This window comes from Aquabacterium fontiphilum, assembly GCF_009909205.1.
In the GTDB taxonomy this organism is placed as follows: Bacteria; Pseudomonadota; Gammaproteobacteria; order Burkholderiales; family Burkholderiaceae_C; genus Aquabacterium; species Aquabacterium fontiphilum.
The window spans coordinates 47,441-72,650 of record NZ_JAAAPN010000014.1 but is presented as its reverse complement, the minus strand read 5'-3'; the positions used below and the strand labels follow the sequence as shown (position 1 = coordinate 72,650).

27 protein-coding genes are annotated in these 25,210 nt (G+C 65.5%); 11 read left to right on the top strand and 16 right to left on the bottom strand.

All coding sequences use genetic code 11. From position 1 onward, the window contains the following. Positions 1 to 35: 35 nt before the first annotated feature. From GTZ97_RS15340 to GTZ97_RS15325, 4 genes are all read right to left on the bottom strand, one after another. Entirely contained in the window at positions 36 to 1,490 is a 1,455-nt protein-coding gene (locus GTZ97_RS15340; protein WP_161651638.1) for an NAD(P)/FAD-dependent oxidoreductase, read from the bottom strand. 142 nt (positions 1,491 to 1,632) lie between these two features. Then, the gene (locus tag GTZ97_RS15335; RefSeq protein ID WP_161651636.1) at positions 1,633 to 3,561 is read right to left on the bottom strand and encodes a sensor domain-containing protein; all 1,929 of its coding nucleotides are present in this window, start codon (positions 3,559 to 3,561) and stop codon (positions 1,633 to 1,635) included. A 106-nt stretch (positions 3,562 to 3,667) separates the two neighbouring features. Beyond that, positions 3,668 to 4,204, bottom strand: a complete 537-nt coding sequence (locus GTZ97_RS15330) for a 3'-5' exonuclease (protein ID WP_161651634.1) — start codon at positions 4,202 to 4,204, stop codon at positions 3,668 to 3,670. Between the two features lie 94 nt (positions 4,205 to 4,298). Next, entirely contained in the window at positions 4,299 to 5,537 is a 1,239-nt protein-coding gene (locus GTZ97_RS15325) for a GNAT family N-acetyltransferase (protein ID WP_236651245.1), read from the bottom strand. On the opposite strand from GTZ97_RS15325, the gene GTZ97_RS15320 reads away from it, so the two are divergent. After that, a complete protein-coding gene (locus GTZ97_RS15320; protein WP_161651632.1) occupies positions 5,536 to 7,242 on the top strand; it encodes an NAD+ synthase in 1,707 nt (568 codons plus the stop codon). The genes GTZ97_RS15325 and GTZ97_RS15320 overlap by 2 nt on opposite strands. A gap of 146 nt (positions 7,243 to 7,388) precedes the next feature. Continuing rightward, on the top strand, positions 7,389 to 7,727 hold the full coding sequence (locus tag GTZ97_RS15315; RefSeq protein WP_161651630.1) for a P-II family nitrogen regulator: 339 nt from the start codon (positions 7,389 to 7,391) through the stop codon (positions 7,725 to 7,727). A gap of 43 nt (positions 7,728 to 7,770) precedes the next feature. Here the strand turns inward: GTZ97_RS15315 and GTZ97_RS15310 are convergent, their stop codons facing one another. Genes GTZ97_RS15310 through GTZ97_RS15285 form a run of 6 tightly spaced genes read right to left on the bottom strand, consistent with a single transcriptional unit; the run spans position 7,771 to position 11,353 of the window. Continuing rightward, a complete protein-coding gene (locus GTZ97_RS15310) occupies positions 7,771 to 8,382 on the bottom strand; it encodes an LOG family protein (protein WP_161651628.1) in 612 nt (203 codons plus the stop codon). A 30-nt stretch (positions 8,383 to 8,412) separates the two neighbouring features. Beyond that, entirely contained in the window at positions 8,413 to 8,958 is a 546-nt protein-coding gene (locus GTZ97_RS15305; RefSeq protein ID WP_161651626.1) for an RDD family protein, read from the bottom strand. 48 nt (positions 8,959 to 9,006) lie between these two features. Then, positions 9,007 to 9,855, bottom strand: coding sequence for a DUF3106 domain-containing protein (locus GTZ97_RS15300; RefSeq protein WP_161651624.1), 849 nt, complete (start codon positions 9,853 to 9,855; stop codon positions 9,007 to 9,009). After that, positions 9,852 to 10,454: a DUF3619 family protein gene (locus tag GTZ97_RS15295; RefSeq protein WP_330863624.1), complete on the bottom strand. Its 603-nt coding sequence runs from the start codon at positions 10,452 to 10,454 to the stop codon at positions 9,852 to 9,854. The genes GTZ97_RS15300 and GTZ97_RS15295 overlap by 4 nt, the downstream gene beginning before the upstream one ends. Further along, positions 10,451 to 11,050, bottom strand: coding sequence for an RNA polymerase sigma factor (locus GTZ97_RS15290; RefSeq protein ID WP_330863623.1), 600 nt, complete (start codon positions 11,048 to 11,050; stop codon positions 10,451 to 10,453). Before GTZ97_RS15290 ends, GTZ97_RS15295 begins: the two co-directional genes overlap by 4 nt. 36 nt (positions 11,051 to 11,086) lie before the next feature. Beyond that, positions 11,087 to 11,353 carry a hypothetical protein gene (locus tag GTZ97_RS15285; RefSeq protein ID WP_161651622.1) on the bottom strand — a complete coding sequence of 89 codons (267 nt, stop codon included), beginning with the start codon at positions 11,351 to 11,353 and terminating at the stop codon, positions 11,087 to 11,089. Between the two features lie 6 nt (positions 11,354 to 11,359). Here GTZ97_RS15285 and GTZ97_RS15280 point away from each other — a divergent pair, with 6 nt between their 5' ends. From GTZ97_RS15280 to ilvC, 3 genes are all read left to right on the top strand, one after another. Beyond that, positions 11,360 to 13,141, top strand: a complete 1,782-nt coding sequence (locus tag GTZ97_RS15280) for an acetolactate synthase 3 catalytic subunit (protein WP_161651620.1) — start codon at positions 11,360 to 11,362, stop codon at positions 13,139 to 13,141. Between the two features lie 178 nt (positions 13,142 to 13,319). Further along, entirely contained in the window at positions 13,320 to 13,811 is a 492-nt protein-coding gene (gene ilvN / locus GTZ97_RS15275) for an acetolactate synthase small subunit (RefSeq protein WP_161651618.1), read from the top strand. Positions 13,812 to 13,901: 90 nt separating this feature from the next. Further along, positions 13,902 to 14,918, top strand: coding sequence for a ketol-acid reductoisomerase (ilvC, locus tag GTZ97_RS15270; RefSeq protein WP_161651616.1), 1,017 nt, complete (start codon positions 13,902 to 13,904; stop codon positions 14,916 to 14,918). A gap of 74 nt (positions 14,919 to 14,992) precedes the next feature. On the opposite strand, the gene GTZ97_RS15265 is transcribed toward ilvC, so the two are convergent. Together GTZ97_RS15265 and GTZ97_RS15260 are read right to left on the bottom strand one after the other, a co-directional pair. After that, positions 14,993 to 16,756, bottom strand: a complete 1,764-nt coding sequence (locus GTZ97_RS15265) for a PHA/PHB synthase family protein (protein ID WP_161651614.1) — start codon at positions 16,754 to 16,756, stop codon at positions 14,993 to 14,995. Positions 16,757 to 16,813: 57 nt separating this feature from the next. Further along, positions 16,814 to 17,356 carry a GNAT family N-acetyltransferase gene (locus GTZ97_RS15260; protein WP_161651612.1) on the bottom strand — a complete coding sequence of 181 codons (543 nt, stop codon included), beginning with the start codon at positions 17,354 to 17,356 and terminating at the stop codon, positions 16,814 to 16,816. Positions 17,357 to 17,547: 191 nt separating this feature from the next. On the opposite strand from GTZ97_RS15260, the gene GTZ97_RS15255 reads away from it, so the two are divergent. From GTZ97_RS15255 to GTZ97_RS15240, 4 genes are all read left to right on the top strand, one after another. Beyond that, complete coding sequence (locus GTZ97_RS15255) at positions 17,548 to 18,228, top strand: hypothetical protein (protein WP_161651610.1); 681 nt, start codon at positions 17,548 to 17,550, stop codon at positions 18,226 to 18,228. A 210-nt stretch (positions 18,229 to 18,438) separates the two neighbouring features. After that, complete coding sequence (locus tag GTZ97_RS15250; RefSeq protein WP_161651608.1) at positions 18,439 to 19,131, top strand: hypothetical protein; 693 nt, start codon at positions 18,439 to 18,441, stop codon at positions 19,129 to 19,131. Positions 19,132 to 19,372: 241 nt separating this feature from the next. After that, entirely contained in the window at positions 19,373 to 20,044 is a 672-nt protein-coding gene (locus GTZ97_RS15245) for a hypothetical protein (protein WP_161651605.1), read from the top strand. Between the two features lie 82 nt (positions 20,045 to 20,126). Continuing rightward, a complete protein-coding gene (locus GTZ97_RS15240; RefSeq protein WP_161651603.1) occupies positions 20,127 to 20,870 on the top strand; it encodes a hypothetical protein in 744 nt (247 codons plus the stop codon). Positions 20,871 to 20,896: 26 nt separating this feature from the next. Here the strand turns inward: GTZ97_RS15240 and GTZ97_RS15235 are convergent, their stop codons facing one another. Beyond that, the gene (locus GTZ97_RS15235; protein WP_161651601.1) at positions 20,897 to 21,529 is read right to left on the bottom strand and encodes a glutathione S-transferase family protein; all 633 of its coding nucleotides are present in this window, start codon (positions 21,527 to 21,529) and stop codon (positions 20,897 to 20,899) included. Positions 21,530 to 21,549: 20 nt separating this feature from the next. After that, positions 21,550 to 21,705, bottom strand: a complete 156-nt coding sequence (locus GTZ97_RS16495) for a hypothetical protein (RefSeq protein WP_201748309.1) — start codon at positions 21,703 to 21,705, stop codon at positions 21,550 to 21,552. A gap of 193 nt (positions 21,706 to 21,898) precedes the next feature. Between GTZ97_RS16495 and GTZ97_RS15230 the strand changes: the two genes are divergently transcribed. Further along, a complete protein-coding gene (locus tag GTZ97_RS15230) occupies positions 21,899 to 22,501 on the top strand; it encodes a chalcone isomerase family protein (RefSeq protein WP_161651599.1) in 603 nt (200 codons plus the stop codon). A 7-nt stretch (positions 22,502 to 22,508) separates the two neighbouring features. Continuing rightward, positions 22,509 to 23,411: a site-specific tyrosine recombinase XerD gene (xerD, locus tag GTZ97_RS15225; protein WP_161651597.1), complete on the top strand. Its 903-nt coding sequence runs from the start codon at positions 22,509 to 22,511 to the stop codon at positions 23,409 to 23,411. A 21-nt stretch (positions 23,412 to 23,432) separates the two neighbouring features. Here xerD and GTZ97_RS15220 read toward each other — a convergent pair whose 3' ends face one another. Further along, positions 23,433 to 24,254 (bottom strand): ferritin-like domain-containing protein, encoded by an 822-nt coding sequence (locus GTZ97_RS15220; RefSeq protein ID WP_161651595.1) that lies wholly within the window; start codon positions 24,252 to 24,254, stop codon positions 23,433 to 23,435. 4 nt (positions 24,255 to 24,258) lie between these two features. Next, on the bottom strand, positions 24,259 to 25,101 hold the full coding sequence (locus GTZ97_RS15215) for an undecaprenyl-diphosphate phosphatase (protein ID WP_161651593.1): 843 nt from the start codon (positions 25,099 to 25,101) through the stop codon (positions 24,259 to 24,261). Positions 25,102 to 25,210: the final 109 nt, after the last annotated feature.

The window sequence follows — 25,210 nt, the reverse complement described above, 5'->3', positions numbered from 1 at the left end:
CAGCTATGGTGCCATGAGTCGCACGCCGGCAGGCGTCAGGGGGCGGGCGGGCTGCCCGGCTCTTTCACGCGCACCAGCATGGCGGTGGGCTCCAGCGCGTGCGGATCAGGGAAGACGCGGGCATGGCGCTGCGAGGTGAAGTAGGCCCAGGCCCAGTCCATCAGCACCACCGTGCGGTTGCGGAAGCCGATCAGGAAATAGACGTGCACGAACAGCCAGAACAGCCAGGCCAAGAATCCGCTGAACTTGATGTTGCGCTTGAAGAAGGGCACATCGACCGAGGCGACGGCCGCACGCTTGCCGATGGTGGCCAGCGAGCCGTAATCGAAGTAGCGGAAGGCCTGACCATCCAGGCCTTTCATGCGGCGCAAGATGTTGAACGCTGCCTTGCGGCCCATCTGTTTGGCGCCCGGGCTGACGCCGGGCACTGGGGTGGGGTGGGCGGGATCCAGGTAGCTCTTGGCCGAGGCCAGGTCGCCCACCACGTAGATGTTGGGGTGGCCCGGGATGGTCAGGTCCGGCTGCACGACGACGCGGCCGGCCCGGTCGAGCTCGCAGCCGGTGGTCTTGGCCAGCGCGCGTCCCAGCGGTGAGGCGGCCACGCCCGCGGCCCACACCACGGTGCGGCTGGGCAGGAAGTGGGCGACCATCTTGCTGCTGCCGTCGGGCTGCGTTTCCTGCAGTTCGTAGTGGATGCCGAACGCGGTGATGTTGGTCACCTTCGCCCCCAGCAGCACCTCGGCGCCCAGCATTTCCAACTGCTCCCGAGCGCGCTCGGACAGGTCCTCCGGGAACGCGCCGAGCACGCGGGGCGCGCCTTCCAGCAGGATGATGCGCGCCACGCGCGAGTCGATGCGGCGGAACTCGGATTTCAAGGTCTCGCGCGAGATCTCAGCCAGCGTGCCGGCCATCTCGACACCCGTGGGGCCGGCGCCGACGATGGCAAACGTGAGCCACGGCTCGCGCTTGTCCGGATCGGTTTCGCGCTCGGCCTGCTCGAACGCGCTCAGCACCCGACGGCGGATGGTGAAAGCATCGCCCAGGGTCTTGAGCCCCGGCGCGTACTTGGCCCATTCATCGCGGCCGAAGTAGCTGTGGGTGGCGCCGGCTGCCACGATGAGGTGGTCGTAATGCACGTGCTCGCCGCCGTCCAGCACCACGCAGCTGGTGGATGTGTCGATCGCGTTGACCTCGCCCATCAGCACGGTGAGGTCGCCGCGCGCGATTTGCGTGCGCAGCACGTGGCGAATGGGGGCCGCAATGGCGGGGGCGCTCAACCCGGCGGTGGCCACCTGGTAGAGCAGCGGCTGGAACAGGTGGTGGTTCGTCCGGTCAATGACGATGACTTCGACATTGGCCCCGTCCAGCGCCTTGGCCGCCTCAAGGCCGCCGAAGCCGCAGCCGATGATCACGACGCGCGGGCGGGCCGAGGGCGCCGACAGGCGGGGGGTGGCTGGCGTGGCGACGGGCTTGGTCGAAGCGTGGGACATTGAGCGGGACAGTGGGGGTGGCAAGGCCGCCGCACTGTCATGGACAGGCGTCAGGCGAAAGGTTGAGGGTTATACCAGTCGCCGCCCCTGTCAAGCCCATTGCACCGTCATGGTGCGACCCCGCATCTGTGGGGATCTGTCGTCAATTTGCTGCTTCTTTCAGACAACACACGTTATCTGATTTGGGTGGAAGTTCCGACATGACCAGCCGGGCCTTGCCGTTGCGCTTGGCGTCGTACATGGCCGCGTCGGCCCGTGCGCACAGGGTTTCCTCGTCTTCGTCGGCCTGCAGCAACGCCGCGCCGATGCTGGGTGTCACCCGCACCGCTTGGCCCAGCAGGGTCACATCCGCACTCACGCGATCGATGATGCGCTGTCCGATGCGATGGATTTCGCCGGGGTGGCCCGCGCCTTCGAGAATGACCGTGAACTCGTCGCCGGCCAGCCGGCACACGCAATCGGTGGTGCGCACGCATTGCTGCAGGCGCAGCGCGACTTCCTGCAACAGCCGGTCGCCGGCCGCGTGGCCCAGCGCATCGTTGACGGCTTTGAATCCGTCCAGGTCGATGAACAGCACGGCCAGGGTTTCGGGGCGGCGCCGTGCGCGGGCCATTGCCTGGCGCAGCCGCTCGCTGAAGGCCCTTCGGTTGGGCAGTCCGGTCAGCACGTCGTGGCGGGCCTGCTCCGCCAGCTCGCGCTGCTGCGCCTTGAGCACCGAGATGTCGCTGAAGACGCGGATGTGCTGTGTGATGCCGTTGTGCACATTGCGCAGCGTGCTCACGCTGAGCCAGATGTCCAGTGTGCGCCCGTCGGCTCGAACCTGCTGACTTTCGCCGGTCCAGCGTTCGGCGCCATGCAACGCCTGCCGGATGCCGGGCAGATGGCTTTCGCGCAAAGGCGGCATGCCCAGCAACTCGGCGGGATGGCCCAGCGCCTCGCTGGGCGTCAGGCCACTGAGGTGCAGAAAGGCGGGGTTCACGCGCACCACCCGGTCGAGTGCGTCGGTGATCACGATGGCCTCACCGGCTTCTTCAATCACCCGCGAGGCCAGCCGAAGCTCATCGGCGGCCTGTCGCTGCTCGGTCACGTCGGTGGCAATCGTGAGGATGTGGTCAAGCGCGCCGTCCGCGCCGTACACCGGTGTCTTGATCACGTTCACCAGACGGTCGCCATCGGGCGTGGTGTAAGTCAGGTTGTCATGTACCACCGGGCAACCCTGGCGGGCCACTTCGACGTCCTGTGCCTCGGCACGCTCGGCCACCTCGCGCGGCAGCACGTCCGTCGGCAGTTTGCCAAGGACCGCTTCAGTCGGTTGCTGCATGATGCGGGCGGCGGCCTGGTTCCACACCACGTAACGACCGCGGTTGTGCGGACGCATGCTGCGGGCGAACGCGGCCATCGGGAGGCTGTCCACGAGCGTGCGATAGAACACCTCCTGCTCATGCTGGGCCTGCAGGGAGTGCCGCATGGCCGTGGTGTCACGGCTCACGATGGCCACGCCGTCTGGAAGACGAATGAACTGATGGTGCAGCCAGCGGGTCTGCGGCTCGGCCTCGTCTGCGCGCAGGGTGGTCCAGGCGTGCTCGTCTTCTTGTCTCAGGCCGGTTTGCCAGCATTGGTCAAGCCGCTCCTGAAAACTCGGCGGCCAGCTGCCCGGCAGCACGTCGAACACAAGCCGGCCCTGCAGCGGCGCTCCGCCGCCGCCATAGACCGTGTGGGCACAGGCGTTGGCGTCTGCAATTTCGAAGCCCATGAAACGGCCGAACAGATCCACCCTGTGGCGCAGGACCAGCACGGCGTCCTGGGTGCCGGCCACCAGCGCACTCCATCGGTCTTCGGCGAGGCGCCCGGTGTGCAGTTGCTGGTCGAGCCGACGGCGCTCGCGCCACACATGCCAGATGCTGAGACCCAGGCAAGTGGCGCCGAGAAGCTGGAATAAGGGCCGATCAGAGGACGACAACACGAACCCCGCGCCGATGGCGCAGCCTGCAAGCAGCCCCTGGGCTGTGCACGCCGCCTGGCGGATGATGGTGGGCGCCCCCATGACCGCCGTGGAAACGGCAGAGAACATGGACACCCCGACTGCAAGAAACAGTTCAAGGAATTTCGGACTGCCCGGAAGCAACTTGACCGGGAAATGGCGGGGATTCACCCCCCTGATCGGGTTGTCTAGCCGTTCAGGCGGCAGCTTGCAGCGGGCTGCGCAGTCGCAACCAGGTCTGTTGCAGCAAGCGTGCGTCGCCGCTGGCGCGGTGGCGCTGCAGTCCCGCAGTGGCGGCAACCCGACGTTTCACTTCGTGCCAGCGCGCGGCCTCGGCGTCGTCCAGCAGCGCCCGGAGGTTGTCCAGCCGGAAGGCGGGCGTCCGTTCTGCGGCCTCGTACAGCCGGTTCAGCCAGGTGTAGTCATGGGCCCAGGCATCGGAGTAGACCGTCAGGCCGCGCAGGCGCGTATTCAGCATCTCGCACACATCCAGCACACTGCGGCCATGTCGGGCCAGTTGCTCGCGCGTGATGCCATGCACGGCGGCCGCGTTCGGGTCCCAGTGTTGCCAGTCCGGTTCAGGCCGGATCAGGCAGCATCCGCTCTCGCCGTCAGCGAGCACGAACCCGATCTCGACCGGGTAGCTGCCCAACCCGAAGCCCGATGCCTCAATGTCAAGTATGGCGGGTGGCAACGGCCGGGCCGGATCGGGAGGCGGTGTGTTGGCAGACATGTTGGAGGACCCTGTGTGACGTTGTGTGCGGATGATTGGAACGGTCGTTTGACGACCCGGTTGCTCGCGCGAGTGTCGCACCAACGCCGCCGTCTCAGTCTTGGGGTTTGAACGGCATTCGGTCGTTTAATTCGTTCACGTAGTGCGACAGGCCCGCGTCTTCTCGGCCCAGAAAGTCTGCTACGGCGGTGCGCAGACCATCGTGTGCCAGCCAATGAGCCGAGCGTGTGCCGACCGGGAGCAGGCCCCGTGCCAGCTTGTGTTCGCCCTGGGCGCCGCCTTCGAAGCGAGCCATTCCCCGAGCGATGCACCAGGCCAGCGGCTGGTAGTAGCACGCCTCGAAATGCAAGCACGACACCTGGGCCATGCTGCCCCAGTAGCGACCGTAGGCCGTGCCGGTCTGGTGGTCCAGCGCCACCAGTGAGGCGGCCACGGGTTCGCCGTGCATCTCGGCCACGAACATGACCCAGTGCTCCGGCGCGTTCGCGCCCACAGCCATCCAGAAGTCGCGGCTGAGGTAAGGGTGCTGCCCGTGCTCCAGATAGGTGCGCGCGTAGCAGCCGTAGAAGAAAGCCCAGTCCTGCGGCCGGATGCACTGACCTTCGAGAACCGAGAAGCTGACGCCCGCCTCGCGCACTTTGCGGCGCTCTTGCTGGATCTTCTTGCGCTTGTCGCGGTGCAGGCTGCTCAGGAAGTCATCGAAGTCGGCATAGGGGGCGGGGCTGCGGTTCAGCCAGTGGAACTGCACGCCGTGGCGCACCAGCCAGCCGGCCTGACAGGCTTGCCCGGCCTCGGCCTCGGACAAGAAGAGCAGGTGGGCGCCAGACCATCCCTCTTGCGTGCAACGGGCGCGCACAGCGGCCAGCAGCCGCGCCCGCAGTGCATGGCAGCGCGCCTCAGTTGCGCCCGGGGCCGTCAACAGGCGCTGCCCCGGGATGGGGGAGAAGGGCACCGCAGACACCAGCTTCGGGTAGTAGCGATGGCCCTGCGCGGCCAGTGCGCGGTCGTGCGCGTCAGCCCATGACCAGTCGAACACGTACTCGCCATACGAGTGTGCTTTCAGGTAGAGCGGGCAGGCGGCCCAGAGGCGGCCATCGGCGTCTTCCAGGGTCAGGTACAGCGGTTGCCAACCGGTGTCGGGCGCCGCGCATCCGTGATCCGTGAGCGCCTTGAGCCAGTTGTGTGTCAGAAAGGGCCGGGCGCCCGGCACACCGTCGAGCAGTGCATCCCAGGCAGGGGCGGCGATGGTGTCCAGGCTGTCGTGCCAACGCGCCGTCAGGCCGGCTACCATGCTGTCTGGCGCATGTGCGCCATGTGTGTCGAATGCTTCCATGAACCTCGAGTCGACTTCCGACGCCAGGGCCTCGCTGGCCGTGGCCGTGCTGCAATTCAATCCGGTGGTCGGTGACCTCACGGGCAACGCCCGCGCCATCATCGATCTGGCCCGTCAAGCGTACGCGCAAGGCGCACGCCTTGTCGTCACCCCGGAAATGGCCCTGTGCGGTTACCCGCCCGAAGACCTGCTGTTGCGCCCGGCCTTCATGCAAGCCTGTGACGCCGCCGCGGGCCAGATTGCCGAGGCGCTGGCCGATTTGCCCGATCTGCACCTGGTGCTGGGCCACCCGCTGCAGGCGCTGGGCGACGACCTTCGCACGCGCTCGTGGTCGGTGCCCCGCAGGCTGAACGCTGCCAGCCTCATTCAGGGCGGCCAGATTCGGGCCAGCTACGCCAAGCGCGAGCTGCCCAACTACCAGGTGTTCGACGAGCGTCGCTACTTTGTCTCGGGCCGCGAAGCGGGCTTGGGCCCGGTGGTGGTGGACGTGGCAGGTTGGCGCGTGGCGCTGCTGGTGTGTGAAGACGCATGGTTCGACGAGCCGTCGTCGGCTGCGGCGGCCATGGGGGCCGATGTGCTGGTGGTGCTCAATGCGTCGCCCTTCCATGCGGGCAAGCGTGTCGAGCGCGAGGCCCGCATGGGCCAGCGCGCCCACACCCTGGGCTTGCCGCTGGTCTATGCCCACATGGTGGGCGGGCAGGACGAAGTGGTTTTTGATGGCGCCTCGTTTGCCGTGGACGCCACTGGCGCGGTGAAGGCCCGGGCCGGCAGTTTCGTCGCGCAGACGCTGCTGCTGCGTCTGGCGCCCGATGGCAGCGTGTCGGGCGCCGTGGCCGAGCCTCTGGGTGAAGAGGCCGAGGTCTGGGCGGCGCTGGTGTGCGGCGTGCGCGATTACGTGGGCAAGAACGGCTTTCCCGGCGCCATCATCGGCTTGTCGGGTGGCATCGACTCGGCGCTCGTGCTGGCCATCGCGGTCGAGGCGCTCGGCGCCGACAAGGTGCGCACCGTGATGATGCCGTCGCCCTACACCGCCGACATCTCGTGGATCGACGCGCGCGACATGGCCGACCGCCTGGGGGTGCGCCACGACGAGATCGCCATCGCGCCCGAGTTCGATGCGTTCAAGGCGTCGCTGGCACCCTTGTTCGCCGGGTTGGCAGAGGACACCACCGAGGAAAACATCCAGGCCCGCATCCGGGGCACGCTGCTGATGGCCTTGTCCAACAAGACAGGCGCGATCGTGCTGACCACGGGCAACAAGAGCGAGATGGCCACGGGCTACTGCACCTTGTATGGCGACATGGCCGGCGGCTTTGCCGTGATCAAGGACGTGGCCAAGACGCTGGTCTACCGGCTGGCGCGCTGGCGCAATGCGCAGGCGGCCGAGCAGGGCCAGGTCGAGCCCATTCCGGAGCGAATCATCACGCGCCCGCCGTCGGCCGAACTGCGCCCTGATCAGACCGACCAGGACAGCCTGCCGCCCTACGAGGTGCTCGACGCGATCCTGGACGGCTACATGGAACACGACCGCTCGATCGAGGAACTGGTCGCCGACGGTTTTGATCGCGCAGATGTCGACAAGGTCACCCGGCTGATCAAGCTCAACGAGTACAAGCGCCGTCAGGCGCCGGTGGGCATCCGCATCACCCACCGGGCGTTCGGCCGCGACTGGCGCTACCCCATCACCTCGCGTTTTCGCGCCTGAGATGACAGGCAAGGGCGTCCGGCGCTTGCCGGATGCCACACCGGCCTGTGGAAACACGCGCAGACGTGCTTAAATAGCCAGCATTGCGCTGCAACATGCGCCGCTGCATTTTCTGCCATCAGGCACATGACTCCGGAGCCTCGACCATGAAACAGATCACCGCCATCATCAAACCCTTCAAGCTCGAAGAAGTTCGCGAGGCGCTTGCCGAAGTGGGCGTGACGGGCCTGACCGTGACCGAGGTCAAGGGCTTTGGTCGTCAGAAGGGCCACACCGAGCTGTACCGCGGCGCCGAGTACGTGGTCGACTTCCTGCCCAAGGTGAAGGTGGAGGTGGTGGTCAAGGACGACGACGTCGAGCGCTGCATCGAGGCCATCGTCAAGGCGGCCAAGACCGGCAAGATCGGCGACGGCAAGATCTTCGTCACGCCGGTCGAGCAAGTGGTGCGCATCCGCACGGGCGAAACCGACGAAGCCGCCGTCTGATGATGTGCGCGGGTCGCCCCACGCGCCTACACGCGGGGCGGCCTCAGATCTGATCGGACACGCTGGCCAGGCCAACGCGCTCGTCTGGCGGCGCCGTGGCGACGAGCGCGTCGTGCTCGGCGGCCATCCGGTCCAGCAAGCGGGTGACGTCGTCGTCAACCAGCAGCAACTGCTGGACATCGGGCCACAGAAAACCCTCGTCGCGGCTGCGATCGATGAAGCGCAGCAGGTCGTCGTAGTAGCCGCCGACATTGAGCAGGCCCAACGCCTTGCGGTGGTAGCCCAGCTGGCGCCAGGTCCACACCTCGAAGATCTCCTCCATGGTGCCGATGCCGCCGGGCAGGGCCAGGAAGGCATCCGAGCGCACGGCCATCGTGTGCTTGCGCTCATGCATGCTGTCGACCACGATCAGCTCGCTCACGCCGCCGTGGCCCAACTCCCGGGTCATCAGCTTGTGCGGGATGACGCCCACCACGGGCGCGCCCGCTGCCAGCGCGGCATTGGCCACCGTGCCCATCAGGCCTGTGCTGCCACCGCCATAGACCAACTGCCAGCCCCGCTCGCCGATTTGCCGACCGACCTCGATGGCCGTCTGACGGTGAATGGGGGCGGCGCCATCGCGTGAGCCGCAGTACACGCACAAGGACAAGGGCATGGGGGATGCTCTGTTGGAAGAAGTGACGCGTCAGGGACGCGCGTCGATCAGTCGGGTGCCGCTGAGCACGTCGTGAAGGAACTGGCGCCGCGGCAGCAGGTAGCTCAGCAAGCTGTAGACCCCGATCCAGCCCACCAGTGCGCCCATGATCTGCCTGGTGCTGTGCCAGTCGAATGCCCAGGCCGCGACGAGTGAGGGAGCGAACCACAGCCAGCTCAGCAAGTGGCGCAGCATGGCCCGCCAGATGGGCGGGCGGGCACCACCGGCGTCGACAAGTTGCAGGTGCCAGGTCTTCATGGCCAGCGTCTGACCAGAGCGTCGCCAGCACCACACGAAGTAGATCAGCAAGGTGGCAAACAGCGTGAGCCCGAGGCCCAGGCGGCCTTCCATGCCATGACGCTGGTTGGTCAATACCCCGTAAACCAATGCCACAGGCACGACGATGCCAAACAGCAGCACGCCTTCATAGACGAATGCGGTCAATCTGCGTCGCAGACTCGGCGCCTGGGCGCTGGCGCGCTCGGTGCATTCGGCGGAAGTCAGGGGGCGGTAAGTGGGCGGGCGCCAGAACGACATGGGCAGCAGGTGGCAGACTCGGACAAGCGCGCAACCATACCACCGGCGTCATGGCTTGCCGTTACGCCGGTCTTTTTCGGGCTGGTCGCGCCCCTTGCCGTCCCGAGGAGCGGGCGGCGGCACCATGCCTGCGCTTTGCGGGCCCTTGCGCGGCAGCAGTGTCACAGGATCCACAAAGCCTTCCGTGGCCGCAATCTTCGGTAAGCCTGCATGCTGATGCAACGGCGGTGCCGGCTGCTCGGTGACCAGGCGGGTCGTGGCGCCTGACGCTGCTTTGACGGTGGCCGGCGTCACGGCCTTGCCCGTGGAGCGCAGGGGCAGGGCCGGCGGCACATCGTTCGATTTGCGCGCCTGCTGCTCCGCCTGGCGCTGGCGTCGCTCGAGCTCGCGTGCATCACGCGGCCCCGGTGCCTTGTCCGGCAGGTGCGTCGGTTGCGCGCGTCGCTGAGCCTGCCGCGCCAGCTCGCGCCGTTCGTCTTCAGACAGCGCCTGATACGCGTTCCATCGACGTTGACGCTCTTCCGGCGTCCATTCACGGGTCTGCTGGAAGCGCAGGCGGGCTTCGCCCCGTTCCTTGGGGGCCAGGCGAACCCATTGCGCCAGCCGTTCGTCCACACGTCGCTGCTCGGCGGCACTCAGGCGCTTGTACTGCAAGGCAACGGTGGCCCACTTGCCACGGCTCGTTTCGTCCATGCTGTCCCACTGCGCAGCCAGGGGTTGCAGCACGCGTCGTTGCTCGGCGCTGAGCTGGGTCCAACTGGGACTGTCTTCGGCCATGTCCACGCGCCCGGGCGAGCCCCAGGCAGAGGCCGGGGGCAAGGTCAGGCCGGCCGTCAGCGAGATCAGCGTGGCAGACAGAAGGGGGCCGGCGAGCTTGCGCAGGCGCTTGTGTGTCACGGCTGCGACTCCCCAGCCGTGTTGCTGAGGGCTTCGGCAATCAGGTCCTCCACCCACAGCGGCATGTCCGTCGGCGGGGCAGGATCCGAGGCGCCGGTGCGCAGGAACTCTTCAAAACCGGGGTCAGCGTAGGCGGCTGGTGGCAGGTCGTCCGTCAACAGCGCCATGTCGACCTCGGCCGTGGCGCGAATGCGTTCGTGCTTGTGATAGGCATGAATGGCCCACAACCCGGCTACCAGCGCCACCAGCGGGGCCAGCGATGCCAGGCGCCAGCGCCAGGACACGGGCCCGTCGTCCAGTTTGCGCCAGGTGGGCGAGGCCAGCGGGTGACCACCCCACCCGGACGCGGTGGCGGTACCCTGGACGTCGATGGTCAAACCCACGCCCGTGGCAGACGCTGCCTCGTGGGCCGGACGCGCCAGCACCTGACCACGAGCCTGTGCCAGCGCCTGCTGGCGGGCCACGCGCAGCCGTTCCGTGATGTCGTGCGGCAGTTGCGCGGCGCCCTCGCTCAGGCGAGCGCCCACGCGCAGTGCGAACCGGGCCTCAAGGGCTTCGGCTTGCGCATTGTGCAAGGGGTGATCGACCGGGTGTGTCACAGCGTGATTCCGCGAAGCTGAAGGGCACGGGCGAGCGCCTGCACCGCACGCGAACAATGGGTTTTCACGCTGCCTTCTGAGCAGCCCATGATCACGGCGGTCTCGGCCACGTCCATCTCCTCCCAATAACGCAACAGAAAGGCCTCGCGTTGACGTGCGGGCAACTTTCCAACTTCTTCTTCGATTTGTGCCAGGGTCTGGGCCCGGCTGGCGCCGTCGTCCGCGCCCTCGCCAATCTGGTCATCTACCTTGAGCGCAGCCAGCAGGTCGAAATCCTGCCCCTCGTCTTCGCCATCGCCAGACTCGAAGTCGCCGAGGTTCATCATCACCGCGTTGCGCACCTTCTGGCGCCGGAACCAGTCCAGCGTCGCATTTGACAGGATGCGCTGGAACAGCATGGGCCACTCCGTGGACGGGCGCTCGCCGTAGCTCTGCACCAGGCGGATCATGGCGTCCTGGACGATGTCGAGCGCGGCGTCGTCGTCGCGTACGGCATAAGCGGTGCGTTTGAAGGCGCGGCGTTCGACACCCTTGAGGAAGTCGTTGAGCAGCGCTTCTTGCGAGGCGGGCAGGGGGTTCGACGAAGACAAAGACACGGCGCCTGGGCGGCCACTGAGGTGGGCTGGATTATGTCACTGCGCCTCGCCATCCGGTCCCGGGGGGCGGGAAACCTTGAATTGCCGTGGCGGGATGAGATAATGGCAGTCTTGCGCCATCTCGATCTGGCTTGTTGTTGGCAGGTCAACCGACCCGCGATCCAGGCCGCGCAGGCTCCAAAACCGCCTCACAAGGGCGAGCGCACGACCATCCGTGGTCGCAGTGTTGCTGACATGGGCTCCGGCCGTGTCCGTGTGGAGGGGCACCGATCGTTTTTCGTTAGAGAAAATCTGAAAGGTCATCCAGTCATGGAATTTTCGTCCGCGGACATCAAACGCGCCGGCTCGGCCGACGCCCAAGCATCCTCGCCATCCGGCGAAATCCTCAATGGCTCGGACATCCTCGTCCGCTGCCTGCAAGCCGAAAACGTCAAGTACATCTGGGGCTACCCTGGCGGGGCCGTGCTGTACATCTACGACGCGCTGTACAAGCAAGACACCATCGAACACGTTCTGGTGCGCCATGAGCAGGCCGCTGTGCATGCAGCCGACGGCTACGCGCGCGCCACGGGCGACGTCGGCGTGGCCCTGGTCACCTCGGGCCCGGGCGTCACCAATGCCATCACCGGCATCGCCACGGCCTACATGGATTCGATCCCCATGGTGATCATCACCGGGCAGGTGCCCACGGCCGCCATTGGCCTGGACGCTTTCCAGGAGTGCGACACCGTTGGCATCACCCGTCCCATCGTCAAGCACAACTTCCTCGTCAAGGACGTGTCCGAACTGGCCGCGACGATGAAGAAGGCCTTCCACATCGCCCGCACCGGCCGCCCCGGCCCCGTGGTGGTCGACGTGCCCAAGGACGTGTCGCTCAAGACCACCGCCTTCCACTACCCCGAATCGGTGGAAATGCGCTCGTACAACCCGGTGCGCAAGGGCCATGGCGGCCAGATCCGCAAGGCCGTGCAGCTGCTGCTCAATGCCAAGCGCCCCTACATCTATACAGGCGGCGGCGTGATCATGGCCGAGGCCTGCGCAGAGCTGCGCGAGCTGGTCAACCTGCTGGGCTACCCCTGCACCAACACCCTGATGGGCCTGGGCGCTTATCCGGCCACCGATCCCAAGTTCCTGGGGATGCTGGGCATGCATGGCACGTATGAGGCCAACATGACCATGCAAAACGCCGATGTGGTGATCGCCATCGGCGCCCGCTTCGACGACCGCGTGATCGGCAACCCCAAGCACTTCGCCCAGGTCGAGCGCAAGATCGTCCACATCGACATCGACCCCTCGTCGATCTCCAAGCGCGTCAAGGTCGACATCCCCATCGTCGGCGACGTGAAGGACGTGCTGCAGGAGATGCTGGCACAGATCAAGGAATCGCAGCTCAAGCCCGACCAGAACGCACTGGCCGCCTGGTGGAGCCAGATCAACGAGTGGCGCAAGCGTGACTGCCTGAAGTACAAGCACTCCGACGAGGTCATCAAGCCCCAGATGGTGGTCGAAAAGCTGTGGGAGCTGACCCGTGGCACCGACTACTACGTCACCTCCGACGTAGGTCAGCACCAGATGTTCGCCGCGCAGTTCTTCCGCTTCGATGAGCCGCGTCGCTGGATCAACTCCGGTGGCCTGGGCACCATGGGTGTGGGCCTGCCTTACGCCATGGGCATCAAGCTGGCCAAGCCGGATGCCGACGTGTTCTGCGTGACGGGCGAAGGCTCGATCCAGATGTGCATCCAGGAGTTGTCGACCTGCCTGCAGTACAACACCCCGGTCAAGGTGCTGTCGCTCAACAACCGCTACCTGGGCATGGTGCGCCAGTGGCAGCAGCTGGACTACGGCGGCCGCTACTCGCACAGCTACATGGATGCGCTGCCCGACTTCGTCAAGCTAGCGGAGGCCTACGGCCACGTCGGCATGCTGATCGAGCGCCCGAGCGATGTCGAAGGCGCGCTGCGCGAGGCCATCAAGCTGAAGGATCGCAGCGTGTTTCTGGACATCCGCACCGACCCCACCGAAAACGTGTGGCCCATGGTGCAGGCCGGCAAGGGCATCTCCGAGATGCTGCTGGGCTCCGAGGAACTCTGAAGCGCCACTCCAACCGACGGCCAGCCGCAACCGGCGTCTGCAGGCCGACCCTTGCCGGGGTCGCGTCGGGCAGGCGCCCTGAGCGGCAGGTCAGGACTCAACCCGCATCCATCGCACCCGAGGCCACAGCCTGCCGGTTACCGCCGTCTGGCCCAGGAGCCCCGAAAGGACGATCCAAATGAAACACGTCATCGCCCTGCTGCTCGAAAACGAAGCAGGCGCCCTCTCTCGCGTCGTGGGCCTGTTCTCCGCTCGCGGCTACAACATCGAGAGCCTGACGGTGGCCACCACCGAAGACCCGTCTCTGTCGCGCATGACCGTGGTCACACGCGGTTCGGACGACGTGATCGAGCAGATCACCAAGCACCTCAACCGCCTCATCGAGGTGGTCAAGGTGGTCGACCTGTCCGAAGGCCCCTACACCGAGCGTGAGCTGATGCTCATCAAGGTGCGGGCAGTCGGCAAGGAGCGTGAAGAGATGAAGCGCATGGCCGACATCTTCCGTGGCCGCATCATCGACGTCACCGACAAGACCTACACCATCGAACTCACTGGCGACGCGGCCAAGCTGGATGCCTTCCTGGAAGCCATTGACCGCGCTGCCATTCTTGAAACCGTGCGCACCGGGACCAGCGGGATCGGGCGCGGTGAGCGCATCCTGCGCGTCTGACGCATCCGGCAGCCGCCGGATCACCCTTTCCCGCCATCCAACCCTTTCGGCCTGCTTCAGGCCACCCCTTTTACCGACGGAGCAAACAACATGAAGGTCTACTACGACAAGGACGCCGATCTGAGCCTGATCAAGGGCAAGAACGTCACCATCGTGGGCTATGGTTCGCAAGGCCATGCCCATGCCCAGAACCTGCGCGATTCCGGCGTGAACGTGACCGTCGGTCTGCGTCGCGGCGGCGCATCGTGGTCCAAGGCCGAAGGCGCTGGCCTGAAGGTCGCTGAGGTCGATGAGGCCGTCAAGGCCGCCGACCTGGTCATGATCCTGCTGCCCGACGAGAACATCCCCGAGGTGTACAACAACAACGTCGCGCCCAACATCAAGAAGGGTGCCACGCTGGCTTTCGCCCACGGCTTCAACGTGCACTACAACCAGGTCGTGCCCCGCGCTGACCTGGACGTGATCATGGTCGCCCCCAAGGGCCCTGGCCACACCGTGCGCTCTGAATACCTGAAGGGCGGCGGCGTGCCTTCGCTGATCGCTGTGTACCAGGACGTGTCGGGCAAGGCCAAGGACATCGCCCTGTCGTACGCCGCTGCCAACGGCGGCACCAAGGGTGGCGTGATCGAAACCAACTTCCGCGAAGAAACCGAAACTGACCTGTTCGGCGAGCAGGCCGTGCTGTGCGGCGGCGCCGTGGAGCTGGTGAAGATGGGCTTCGAAACCCTGGTGGAAGCCGGCTACGCGCCTGAGATGGCCTACTTCGAGTGCCTGCACGAGCTCAAGCTGATCGTCGACCTGATGTACGAAGGCGGCATCGCCAACATGAACTACTCCATCTCGAACAACGCCGAGTATGGTGAGTACGTGACCGGCGTCGAGGTGATCAACGAGAAGTCGCGTGAAGCCATGCGCAACGCCCTGAAGCGCATCCAGACCGGCGAATACGCCAAGATGTTCATCCTGGAAGGCAAGACGAACTACCCGAGCATGACGGCCCGCCGTCGCCTGAACGCCGCTCACCCCATCGAGACCGTGGGTGCCGAGCTGCGCGCCATGATGCCCTGGATCGCCAAGAACAAGCTGGTCGACCAGTCGAAGAACTGATCTACACCGCAGACGGCCTTCGGGCCGTTGCTGTGAGCAGGCCGCGAGGGGCAACCTTCGCGGCCTGTGCCGTTTCAGGACTGGCGCACGTAGTCGCCCGGCGCATCGGGCAGCTTGCCACCGCGGCGTCCGCCGGGCAGGCCCATGCGCGGCGGTGGCACGAGGCCCGACGAATGTTCAGCCAGCCAGGCCTGCCAGGACGGCCACCAAGAACCCTCGCTGTGGGGGGTCTCGGCCTGCCAGCGATCGGGCGAGCTGTAGGGCTCGGTGGGCGGCCGATGGTGGATCTGAAAATGGCGGCCCTTGTGGCCGGGCTCGCTCACGATGCCGGCATTGTGTCCGCCGCTGGTCAGCACGAAAGTCAGGTCCAGCGGCAGCAGGTGCAGCTTGTAGACCGACTTCCAGGGCGCGACATGGTCGGTCACTGTGCCCACGGCAAAGCAGGGCACGCGGATGTCGGTGAACCAGATGGGCTCACCGTCGACCTCATAGCGCCCCTGCGACAGATCGTTGTGCAGGAACAGCCGGTGCAGGTATTCAGAATGCATGCGGTAGGGCATGCGGGTCGTGTCGGCGTTCCAGGCCATCAGGTCATTGGGCTGATCGCGCTGGCCGAGCAGGTAGTGGCGCATGGCGCGCGACCAGATCAGGTCATCGGCATGCAGGAGCTGGAAGGTGCCCGCCATCTGCGAGCCCTTCAGGTAACCCTGCTGCGCCATCATGGCTTCGATCAGCTCGACCTCGCTCTCGTTGATGAACATGAGCAACTCGCCGGCTTCGGTGAAGTCGCCCTGCGCGGCAAACAGCGTCATCGAGGCCAGGCGCTCGTCGCCGTCGCGCCCCATCGTGGCGGCAGCAATCATCAGCAACGTGCCACCCAGGCAGTAGCCGGTGGCGTGTACCTTGCGATCCGGCACGATGCGGTTGATCGCATCCAGGGCGGCCATCACCCCGAGCCTGCGGTAGTCATCGAGCGTGCGGTTGCGGTCTTCTTCGGTGGGGTTCTTCCACGAGATCATGAAGACCGTGTGCCCCTGAGACACCAGGTAACGCACCAGCGAGTTGTGCGGCGACAGATCAAGGATGTAGTACTTCATGATCCACGCTGGCACGATCAGGATCGGCTCGGCATGAACCTGTTCGGTGGCGGGGCTGTATTGGATGAGCTCCATCAGCTCGTTGCGCATCACGACCTTGCCCGGCGTGACCGCCACGTTCTCGCCCACGCGGTAGGCCTCGGTCCCGGCAGGGGGCAGACCGCGCATCAGGCGCTGCAGGTCGTCGGCCCAGTTCATGGCGCCACGCACGAGATTGGCGCCGCCTTCCTGTGCGGTCGCGCGCAGCACCTCCGGGTTGAGCCAGGGCATGTTGGCGGGGTTGAACACATCCAGCCACTGTCGCGCGGCGAAGTGGGCGATGTCCGCGTGGCGATGGGTCAGCCCCGGCACGTCGCGGGTGGCGCGGTCCCAGCTGCGCTCCAACACGTGAAAGGCCTGCGCATAGGCCGAGAACGGCCACTGCTGCCATTCGGGTGCGCGGAATCGCCGGTCGTCTGGTGCAGACGGGTCGCAACATCCGGCGCGAGCTTGCATCAGGCGCTGCGCAGCCCCACCGGCGTCTTCTGCTGCCTGCTTGATCAGATCCAGCTGCTTGCCTGGCGAGATCAACAGGTGGGACAGCCAGTCCAGGTAGACCAGTCCGGTCTGGATGGGCGAAATGCCGTTGACGGCCTGGCCGACCAGTGCATGGGCGTGGCGATCCAGTGCCTGGGTCCATTGTGTCCAATCGGGCACGGCTGCAGGGGAGGGGCTCAGGCTCGCGGCGCGGGTATGCGGCATGCAGATTCCTCGAAGCGATGTCGCGACATCTTGTGGGACATTGTCCCCCGCGCGTTGTCATGGCACTTGATGCGCCTCAAGGATGAGCGGCTGGGTCATGTACCGGGCATCGCCGCCAAAGGTGGTCAGCTTGGCTCGTACCCATGCTGCTGGTGCCGGGTCGACGACGAAGCCATGGCGCGCCCAGAACGGGACGGAGCCCTGTACAGCCACAAGCGCCAGCTCGGCTAGGCCCCTTTGTCGCGCTGCGCGCCGGGCGGCGTCCAGGAGGCTGTGCGCCACGCCCATGCCACGCAGTGCTGGCCCCACGGCCATGTCGTGCAGGTAGAGCAGCGTGGGGTGGGCCGGCGGCTGCCAATCGTCCGCATGCAGCGCCGGCAGTGCGGTTTCGTGCGTGGGCAGTGCCACCAGATAAGCCGCCACTTGACCCTCGGCTTCGGCGACCCAGCACGTTGAGCCGTTGATCAGTTTGTTCGCAAACGATGCGGGTGGCTCCAGGTATTCCTGTGGGTAACACGCAGCCTGAATGGTCATCACGGCACGCAAGTCGGCCGCGCACATGGGGCGTATGTGGTGAAAGGTGGGGTGTGAATGCGACATATGGTGGTATCCCGGATCCCCTTGGGGAATCACCCGTTCCTAGTTTTCCCTCGGTTTGTCGTGGCGGGATCCCATTTTGCTCCCATCTCCCCCTGATCCGCGGGGGGTTCACAGAACGCGATGCGGGCAACATTAAACACACGTCAACACCGCTTTGCGCGTTGCAAGGCGAATTCCAAAGGAGCTGATTCATGCGAGTTCTCAACGTCCGTAGCACCGCCATCGCCGCCGCCTTGCTGGTTGCCAGTGCCGCTGCCAGCGCGCTCACCATCCCCACCAATGCGCTGGTGGCGGATTCGGTGCAGAAGTTCTCTCAAGAAGCCATGGACGGCTTCGAGCTGACCGGCGTCACCATCTCGCCGTTGGGCAATGCCAAGGCCGTGGCGAACACCACCGATTCTTTTGCCTTCCCGATCACTTCGATCACGGTGGACTCGAAGCTGCACATCGCCGGTGGCGAGGCCTCTGGTTCGGCACTGGAGATCGCCCGCATCGCTCCGCCGCGTACCCCGTCTGCTGGTCAGAAAGTCGGCATTGTGCTGGCTAACTTTGCCATCGACTACAACGCCAAGAAGGTGTTTGCCGACTTCACCCCGATCGGAGGCGTGACTGCCAAGAAGGTGGGCCTGTTCAACTTCAACGTGGCCACCCCCCTGGGCATCAAGTACAAGTTCCCCCTGACCGTGACGGGTCGCGAAGTGCTGGATCAACTGACGCTGACCCCCGAGTCGCGTCAGGCCCAGATCGACGCGCTGCAACTGCGCGCCTTCGAGATCGGGGCGCTGGATGCCATCACCACCTTCGGTTCGCTGACCCAGGACATCAAGGTCACCTTCCGTAAGTCGGTGCCGACCGCGCCCTATCAACCGTAATCCGGAAAACGTCGGTTCCCTGGTGGAACCCCGGGTAACGCGGTTGTTTGAGCAGTCATCGCTTACCCGGGTTTTTGCCTGATCGCGTCAGGGATCAGGCATTACACCGACTGCTGCATGTGTGTTCGGACGGTCATCATGACCACAAGTCAGGCGAAGTTGTAAAGCCTGACGACTGGTTCTTAAAACTGATCTCAACAGGAGTTGTCCATGCAGGTTTCCGCACTTCGCCCTTTCGTTCTCGCCGCTGGCCTGGCCGCCGCATCGCTGAGCGCTCAGGCACTCACTTTGACCATTCCCACCAACTTCCTGGTGGCCGATTCGGTCCAGAAGTTCTCCGCCGTAGCCATGGATTCGTTCTCCGTGGCCGGTGTGCAGGTGATTCCGCTGGGTAACGCCACCGCCGTAGCGGGCACCGACGATGCATTCCGACTGCCCATCACCACCATCACCATCAGCAACTTCAAGATTGCTGGCGGCGATGCCAAGGGCTCCGCACTCGAGATCTCCCGCATCGCGCCGCGCGGTACGCCGAGCGTCGGTAAGAAAGTGGGCATCACGCTGGCCAACTTCACGATCAACTACAACACCAAGCAGGTGCTGGCCGACATCACACCGCTGGGCGGTACCACCGTGCGCCAAGCGCCGTTGTACAACTTCAACGTGGCTACGCCTCTGGGTCTGAAGTACAAATTTCCGCTGACGGTGACCGGGCGTGAAGTGCTTGATAGGCTGACTCTGACGCAACAGACCCGCGAGGCCTTTATCTCGCGCCTGGAGCTTAAGGCGTTCGAGATCGGCGCGCTGGATACGGTCGACACCTTTGGCACCCTGACTCAGGAGATCTTCTTGCAGTTCCGTGCCCGCCCGGTGTCGACCACGCCTTACACGCCGGCCCCCTGAGTTGGGCGTCGGGCAATCTACACCAACAGGTGGCTGTAGGCCGTAGATTGCCCTTGAAAACGCAAATCAAGGGTTTACCCTCGTAACCCGATGGTGGTGGGTTTGCTGGTTTTCCCTGGGTTTGTTAATTTTTTCCGGTACAGCATGCGCGTCGCTCCCCGATCTGCGGGGGCGGCGCGTTCGCGCTCTTTGGCAACATGCGTCATCACTTGTTGTTCGCATCTGCTTTCCAGGAGCCATCATGCAGTTCTCCCACGTTCGCGCCGCATTCTTTGCCACCGCTGGCCTGGCCATGGTTCAGGCCGCTTCGGCGCTGACCCTGCCCACCAATGCGCTGGTGGCGTCTTCCACTCAGCAGTTCTCGATCGAAGCGCAAGATGCCTTTACCTTGCAAGGCATCACCGTCGTCGGCCTCGGCAACACCACCCAGCCAGCCGGCACGACTTACGCGTTCAGCTTCCCCATCACCACCATCACCATTGGCTCGGGCCTGAGCATCGAGAAGGGCGACGCCCGCGGCTCCGCCCTGGAGTTCTCGCGTGTGCGCAATGGGCAGCGTCTGGGCTTTACGCTGGCGAATTTCACGATCAACTACGCAGCCAAGCGTGTTCAAGCGGACACGACACCCTTCGGCGGCGCGACCATCCGCCAGATGAACATTTACACGTACAACGTCGCCAAGCCGTTGACGTTCAAGTATCGTTTCCCTCTGAGCATCACGTTGAACGAGACGCTCGACGAGCTGATTCTGACGCCCGAGGCGCTGGATGCATTCACGAGCGCGCTGCAACTGCGTCGCTTCGAGACCGGCGCTATCACGGGAGTCAGCTTTGGCTCGCTGACACAGCACATTGCCGCCCAGTTCCGCAGCCGTCCGGTGTCTTCGACCTTGTACACGCCGGCTCCGAACTGATCACGCGCGCTGCACGGCAGCACGCGGCCTTTCAGATGGCGGCGCCCCTCCTCGGAGGGCGCCGCTTTTCTTTTGTTCAGACATGATCAAGTACGAGCGCTCCAACAGTCGTTTTCCTGTCATCGCGGTCGCGGGTGCCGCGGTCGTTGCCTTGGCTGCAGCTGCATGGTGGGTGTCCACTTCGCGCGATGACGACGCGTCCGGTGATGTCGCACCGCCGCAAGCCTCGTCGAGTCTTTGGCCTCAGGCGGGCGTGGGCGAAGACAGCGCCATGGCCGTCGCGTCCGCGCCCTCACTGGGCGACGGCCGACCGTCTGATGTGTCTGAGGAAGACTGGGCGGCCTTGTTGGCTGCCATGACCAAGCAGGGGCAGACAAAGGAGGACGCCTTGCGTCTGGTCAGCTTCGTTCGCTATCACCAGGGATTCGAGAAGTGGCAGACGATCGACGCAGAGAAGGACGCGCGATTGCGTCGCCGGATGGCCGAGAACCTGATGAACCAGTTGCCCGACCGGCTCAAGCAGGGCGAGTTCACACTGATGGAGGCCGCGTTCATGGGGGCCGCGTTGATTGCGGATCTGGAAACCGATGAATCGCGTCGCAATCAGGCGCTGGTTCAATGGCAGATGAAGATGGCCACGCTGGTGCCGGATTTCGAAAATGATGTGGCAATTGCCAAGCTATCGCGCGAAACCGAATGGAAGCGGCTGCAGGCATCGGCTTACGCGGAATGGCAGGCGCAGACCGACCCGAGCCAGCGCACCCCCGCGCGCCTGGAGCAGGCGATGGAAGAAGCGCGGCGACAGTTCAACAGCGGTGCCCGCTGACTTTGAGAGGCGGGGCACAGCTGGCGTCAGGCATTCACGCTGGGGCGCGCAGCCTGCGCGGCGCGCCAGTCGCGCAGATGCGGATGCTCGTCGCCTGGCTTGAAGCGGATGACGCGGGCAAAGTCCACCACGACGATGGCTGTGATGTCGGCCAACGAGAAGTGATCGGTCGCCACGAACGCCCGACCGGCCAGGTGGCTGTCCAGTTCCCGGAAGAACCGGTGCGCGCGCTCAAGTCCGCGCGCGGCCAGCTCCGGGATCTGCGCGACATTCGCCTGGCCCGTGAGGGCTCGGTCCTTCATGGCCGGGCTGGCATTGCGAAACGCTTCGGCCACGGCAAGCAGGCCCTCGAACTCGAGGCGAGCGTTCCAGCTGGCGACAGCGGCTTTCTCAAGCGGTGAGCGACCCAGCAGCGGTGGCTCGGGCTGGACAGCTTCAGCCCAGGCCGTGATGGCGGCATTGTCTTGCAACACCGTGCCGTCCTCCAGCCGTAGCGCCGGGACGGTGCACTGCGGGTTGATGGTACGAAAGGCGTCGCCCAGATGCTCGCCAGCCACGAGATCGATCTGGACGCGCTCGAACGGGATGCCCTTTTCTGCGAGCAGGATGCGCGCCCGGCGGGGGCTCGGGGCCATGGCGTGGTCAAACAGCGTGATCATGGGACGCTACCGGCGACGGTTCAGCAATTGCCCTTTTTTGCCTGGCCCGGCGGGCAGAAGTCGCCGGAGCCTGCGGGGCGCGGGGCAGGGTCGACCACCACGGCGCCTTTCGGGGTGTACACGGCGCAGCCGCTCAGCAAGGTCATCAGGGCCAGCATGGCCGTCGCGAGTCTCATGGTCTACCTCTTGTTGCGAACCGAACCGCATGATGCTAGCCGGTCTTGGGTTCAGCTGCATCTCCATCCTGCACGGTAAAGTGCTTGTAAATGTTGTCGTCAGCCACCATCTGGTCTGCGTTGGATGAGCAGACAGGCAGGCCGGCTTCCGGCAGAAAGGATCAATCCCATGCAGTGGTGCAGACAGCGAGCCATGCGCTGGTTGCTGGCGTGTTGCGGCGCCCTGGCGGGTGTGATGGCACCGGCCAGCCTCATGCTGACACCCGTGGCGGCCCACGCCGCCGTGCTGGAGGGGCAACGCTTCGATCCCACCGTGCAACTGGGCGACCGGACCTTGCGCCTCAACGGGCTGGGGCTGCGCGGGGTCGCCTGGGTCAAGGCGTTCGTGACAGGGCTGTACCTGCCTGCCACCACGCGTGATCCGGCTGCGGCGCTGGCCATGCCCGGGCCCAAGCGCCTGCAGATCAAGGTGTTGCTGGAGGCCCCCGCTGCGGAGTTGAGCAAGTCGTTGAACCGGCGGGTCAAGCGCCATGAGCCTGCGGCGGTGCAGCAGCGGCTGTCGGCGCGTCTGAGCCGTTTGACGGCCGACATCAACGGCATGGGCACCCTCAAGCCGGGCGACGTCATCGAACTCGACTACGTGCCGGACCAGGGCGTCGGGCTGCGGCACAACGGCAAGGCGGTGGGGACGCCGCAGCCGGGCGAGGACCTGTACCGCGCCGTGCTGAAGGTCTTCATTGGCGAGCATCCCATTGATCAACGCATGAAAGATGGCCTGATGCGCGGTGGAGTGTGAGCATTGCATGGTTGATCTGCGTGACCCAACGCTTGACCAGTTCATCGATGCCGTCTGGCTGGAGGATGGTCTGAGCGACAACACCCTGGCGGCTTACCGTCGCGATCTACAGGGGCTCTTGCAATGGGCTCAGGCGCAGCGGGGCGGATCGCTGCGCTTGACGGATCTGACCGAGCTGGACCTGCGCGGCCATGCCGTCGCCGTCCATGCCACCACGCGGCCCAGCACGGCCAGCCGCAGACTCAGCACGTACCGTCGGTTCTTCAGGTGGGCTGTGCGTGAACACCTGATGGCCGACGATCCCTCGGTGCGCCTGGACGCGCCGCGTCAGCCCGCGCGCATGCCGGGCACCTTGACCGAGGCCCAGGTGGAGGCGCTGCTGGCCGCGCCCGACACGCATGAGGCCCTCGGCCTGCGCGACCGGGCCATGCTGGAGCTGCTGTATGCCAGCGGCCTGCGTGTGAGCGAACTGGTGACCTTGCAGCATTGGCAGGTCCTGATGGCCGAAGGCGTGGTGCGTGTGACGGGCAAGGGCAGCAAGGAGCGTCTTGTGCCTTTCGGGGAAGAGGCGGCGGTTTGGCTGGGGCGTTATCTGGCAACGGGGCGGCCCGAGATCCTGGCAGGCCGCACGAGCGACGATCTGTTCGTCACAGTGCGCGGCGAGGCCATGACGCGGCAGATGTTCTGGAAGCGCATCAAGGCGCTGGCTGTGCAGGCCGGTATTCGCCAGAGTATCTCGCCGCACACCCTGCGCCATGCCTTTGCCACCCACTTGCTCAATCACGGAGCCGACCTGCGCGTGGTGCAGTTGCTGCTGGGGCACGCCGACATCTCGACGACGCAGGTCTACACCCATGTGGCGCGCGAGCGCTTGCGGCAGCTGCATGCGCGCCACCACCCACGGGGCTGAGACGGCGGCCGCGCAGGCGCCTCAGTCTTCACCCAGCAGAAAGGCCATTTCCGCTTCGGTGAAGCCCGCTGCACGGCGGGCGGCTTCGTTGAAGGGCGGCCGCAGCCGTGGGGCTTCGTATTGAACGACCAGCTCGGGGTAGACCACGGTGGGATCCAGCCCGCGCTGCGCGCACAGGTGGTGAAACCACCGGTTGCCGATGGCCACGTGGCCGACCTCGTCGCGCAGGATGATGTCGAGGATGGCCACGGCGGCCAGGTCGCCCGTGCGGCGCAGCTTGTCCTGGATGAGTGGTGTGGCGTCGAGGCCGCGCGCTTCCAGCGTGCGCGGTACCAGCGCCATGCGCGCCAGCAGGTCGTGACGGGTCTGGTGGCACATGCGCCACAGGCCGTCGTGGGCGTCGAAGTCGCCGTAGTCGTGGCCCATGCCGCGCAGGTGCTCCCGCAGCAGCGTGAAGTGCAGGGCCTCTTCGCCGGCCACCTGCAGCCAGTCGCGGTAGAAGGTGGCAGGCATGCCCTCGAAGCGCCACACCGCGTCCATGGCCAGATTGATGGCGTTGAACTCGATGTGGCAGATGGCGTGGAGCAGCGCCGCGCGGCCTTCATGGGTGAACGGGCTGCGTGAGGGCACGTCCTTGGCGCTCACCAGGGCAGGGCGTGCGGGTCGCCCCGGTAGCGCGGCTTCCTGAGCAGGCGAGAGCGAGATCGCCTCTTGGCATTCGGCTGCAGACAGACCTGCATCGGGCAGTGCCAGTCGCGCTTCGGCGAGGGCCTGCGCCAAAGCGGCTTTCTGCACCGGGTCAGGGCAGGTCAGCACCGCCAGGGCGTCATGGCGCAGCGACACGGGCTCAGGCCTCCCAGTTCACCCAGCCCAGTTGGGCGGTGGCCAGAATGAGGATGCCGAAGGCGATCCGGTACCACGCGAAGGGGATGAAGGTATGGCTGGACACATAGCGGATCAGCCAGCGCACGCAAACCCACGCCGAGAGAAAGGCGAAGACCAGCCCGACCAGGAACAGGGGCAAGTCGGCCATGCTCAGCAACCCCCACTCCTTGTAGAGGCTGTAGACGCCGGCACCCACCAGCGTGGGAATGCCCAGAAAGAAGCTGAAATCGGTGGCGGCCTTGCGCGACATGCCGATCATCATCCCGCCAATGATGGTGGCACCCGAGCGGCTGGTGCCCGGCACCATGGACAGGCACTGGATCAGGCCCACCTTCACCGCATCGGCAAACCGCATGTCGTCCACCGTTTCGACCCGAGCGTGGGATCGGCGTGCGGCCATGCGCTCCGCCCACATGATGATCAGGCCGCCGACGATGAAGGCCACCGCCACGACAGTGGGGGTGAACAGGTGCGCCTTGATCGCCTTACCGATCAACAGGCCCATGGCCGCAGCCGGGACGAAGCCGACCGCCACGTTCACAGCAAAGCGCTGCGCTTCCGGCTGCGAGCCAATGCCCTTGATGGTGGCGACGATCTTCTGCAGGTAGACCAAGATCACCGCAAAGATGGCGCCCGTCTGGATGGCGATCTCGAACACCTTGGCCTTTTCGCTCCCGACCGATTCGGCAAATCCGATCAGGGTGTCAGCCAGGATCAGGTGTCCGGTGCTGGAAATGGGGAGGAACTCGGTCAACCCCTCGACGATGCCCATCAGGGCGGCTTTCACAAACACCACCAGGTCCACGGCTTTTGTCCTGTCATGAATCAACGGTTGCGGAGTGGGCATCTTAGGGGAAGCCCGTGACCGCGCTGCGACCTTGGCCCGCCGGCCCCCAGGGACAGGGGGGCGTGTC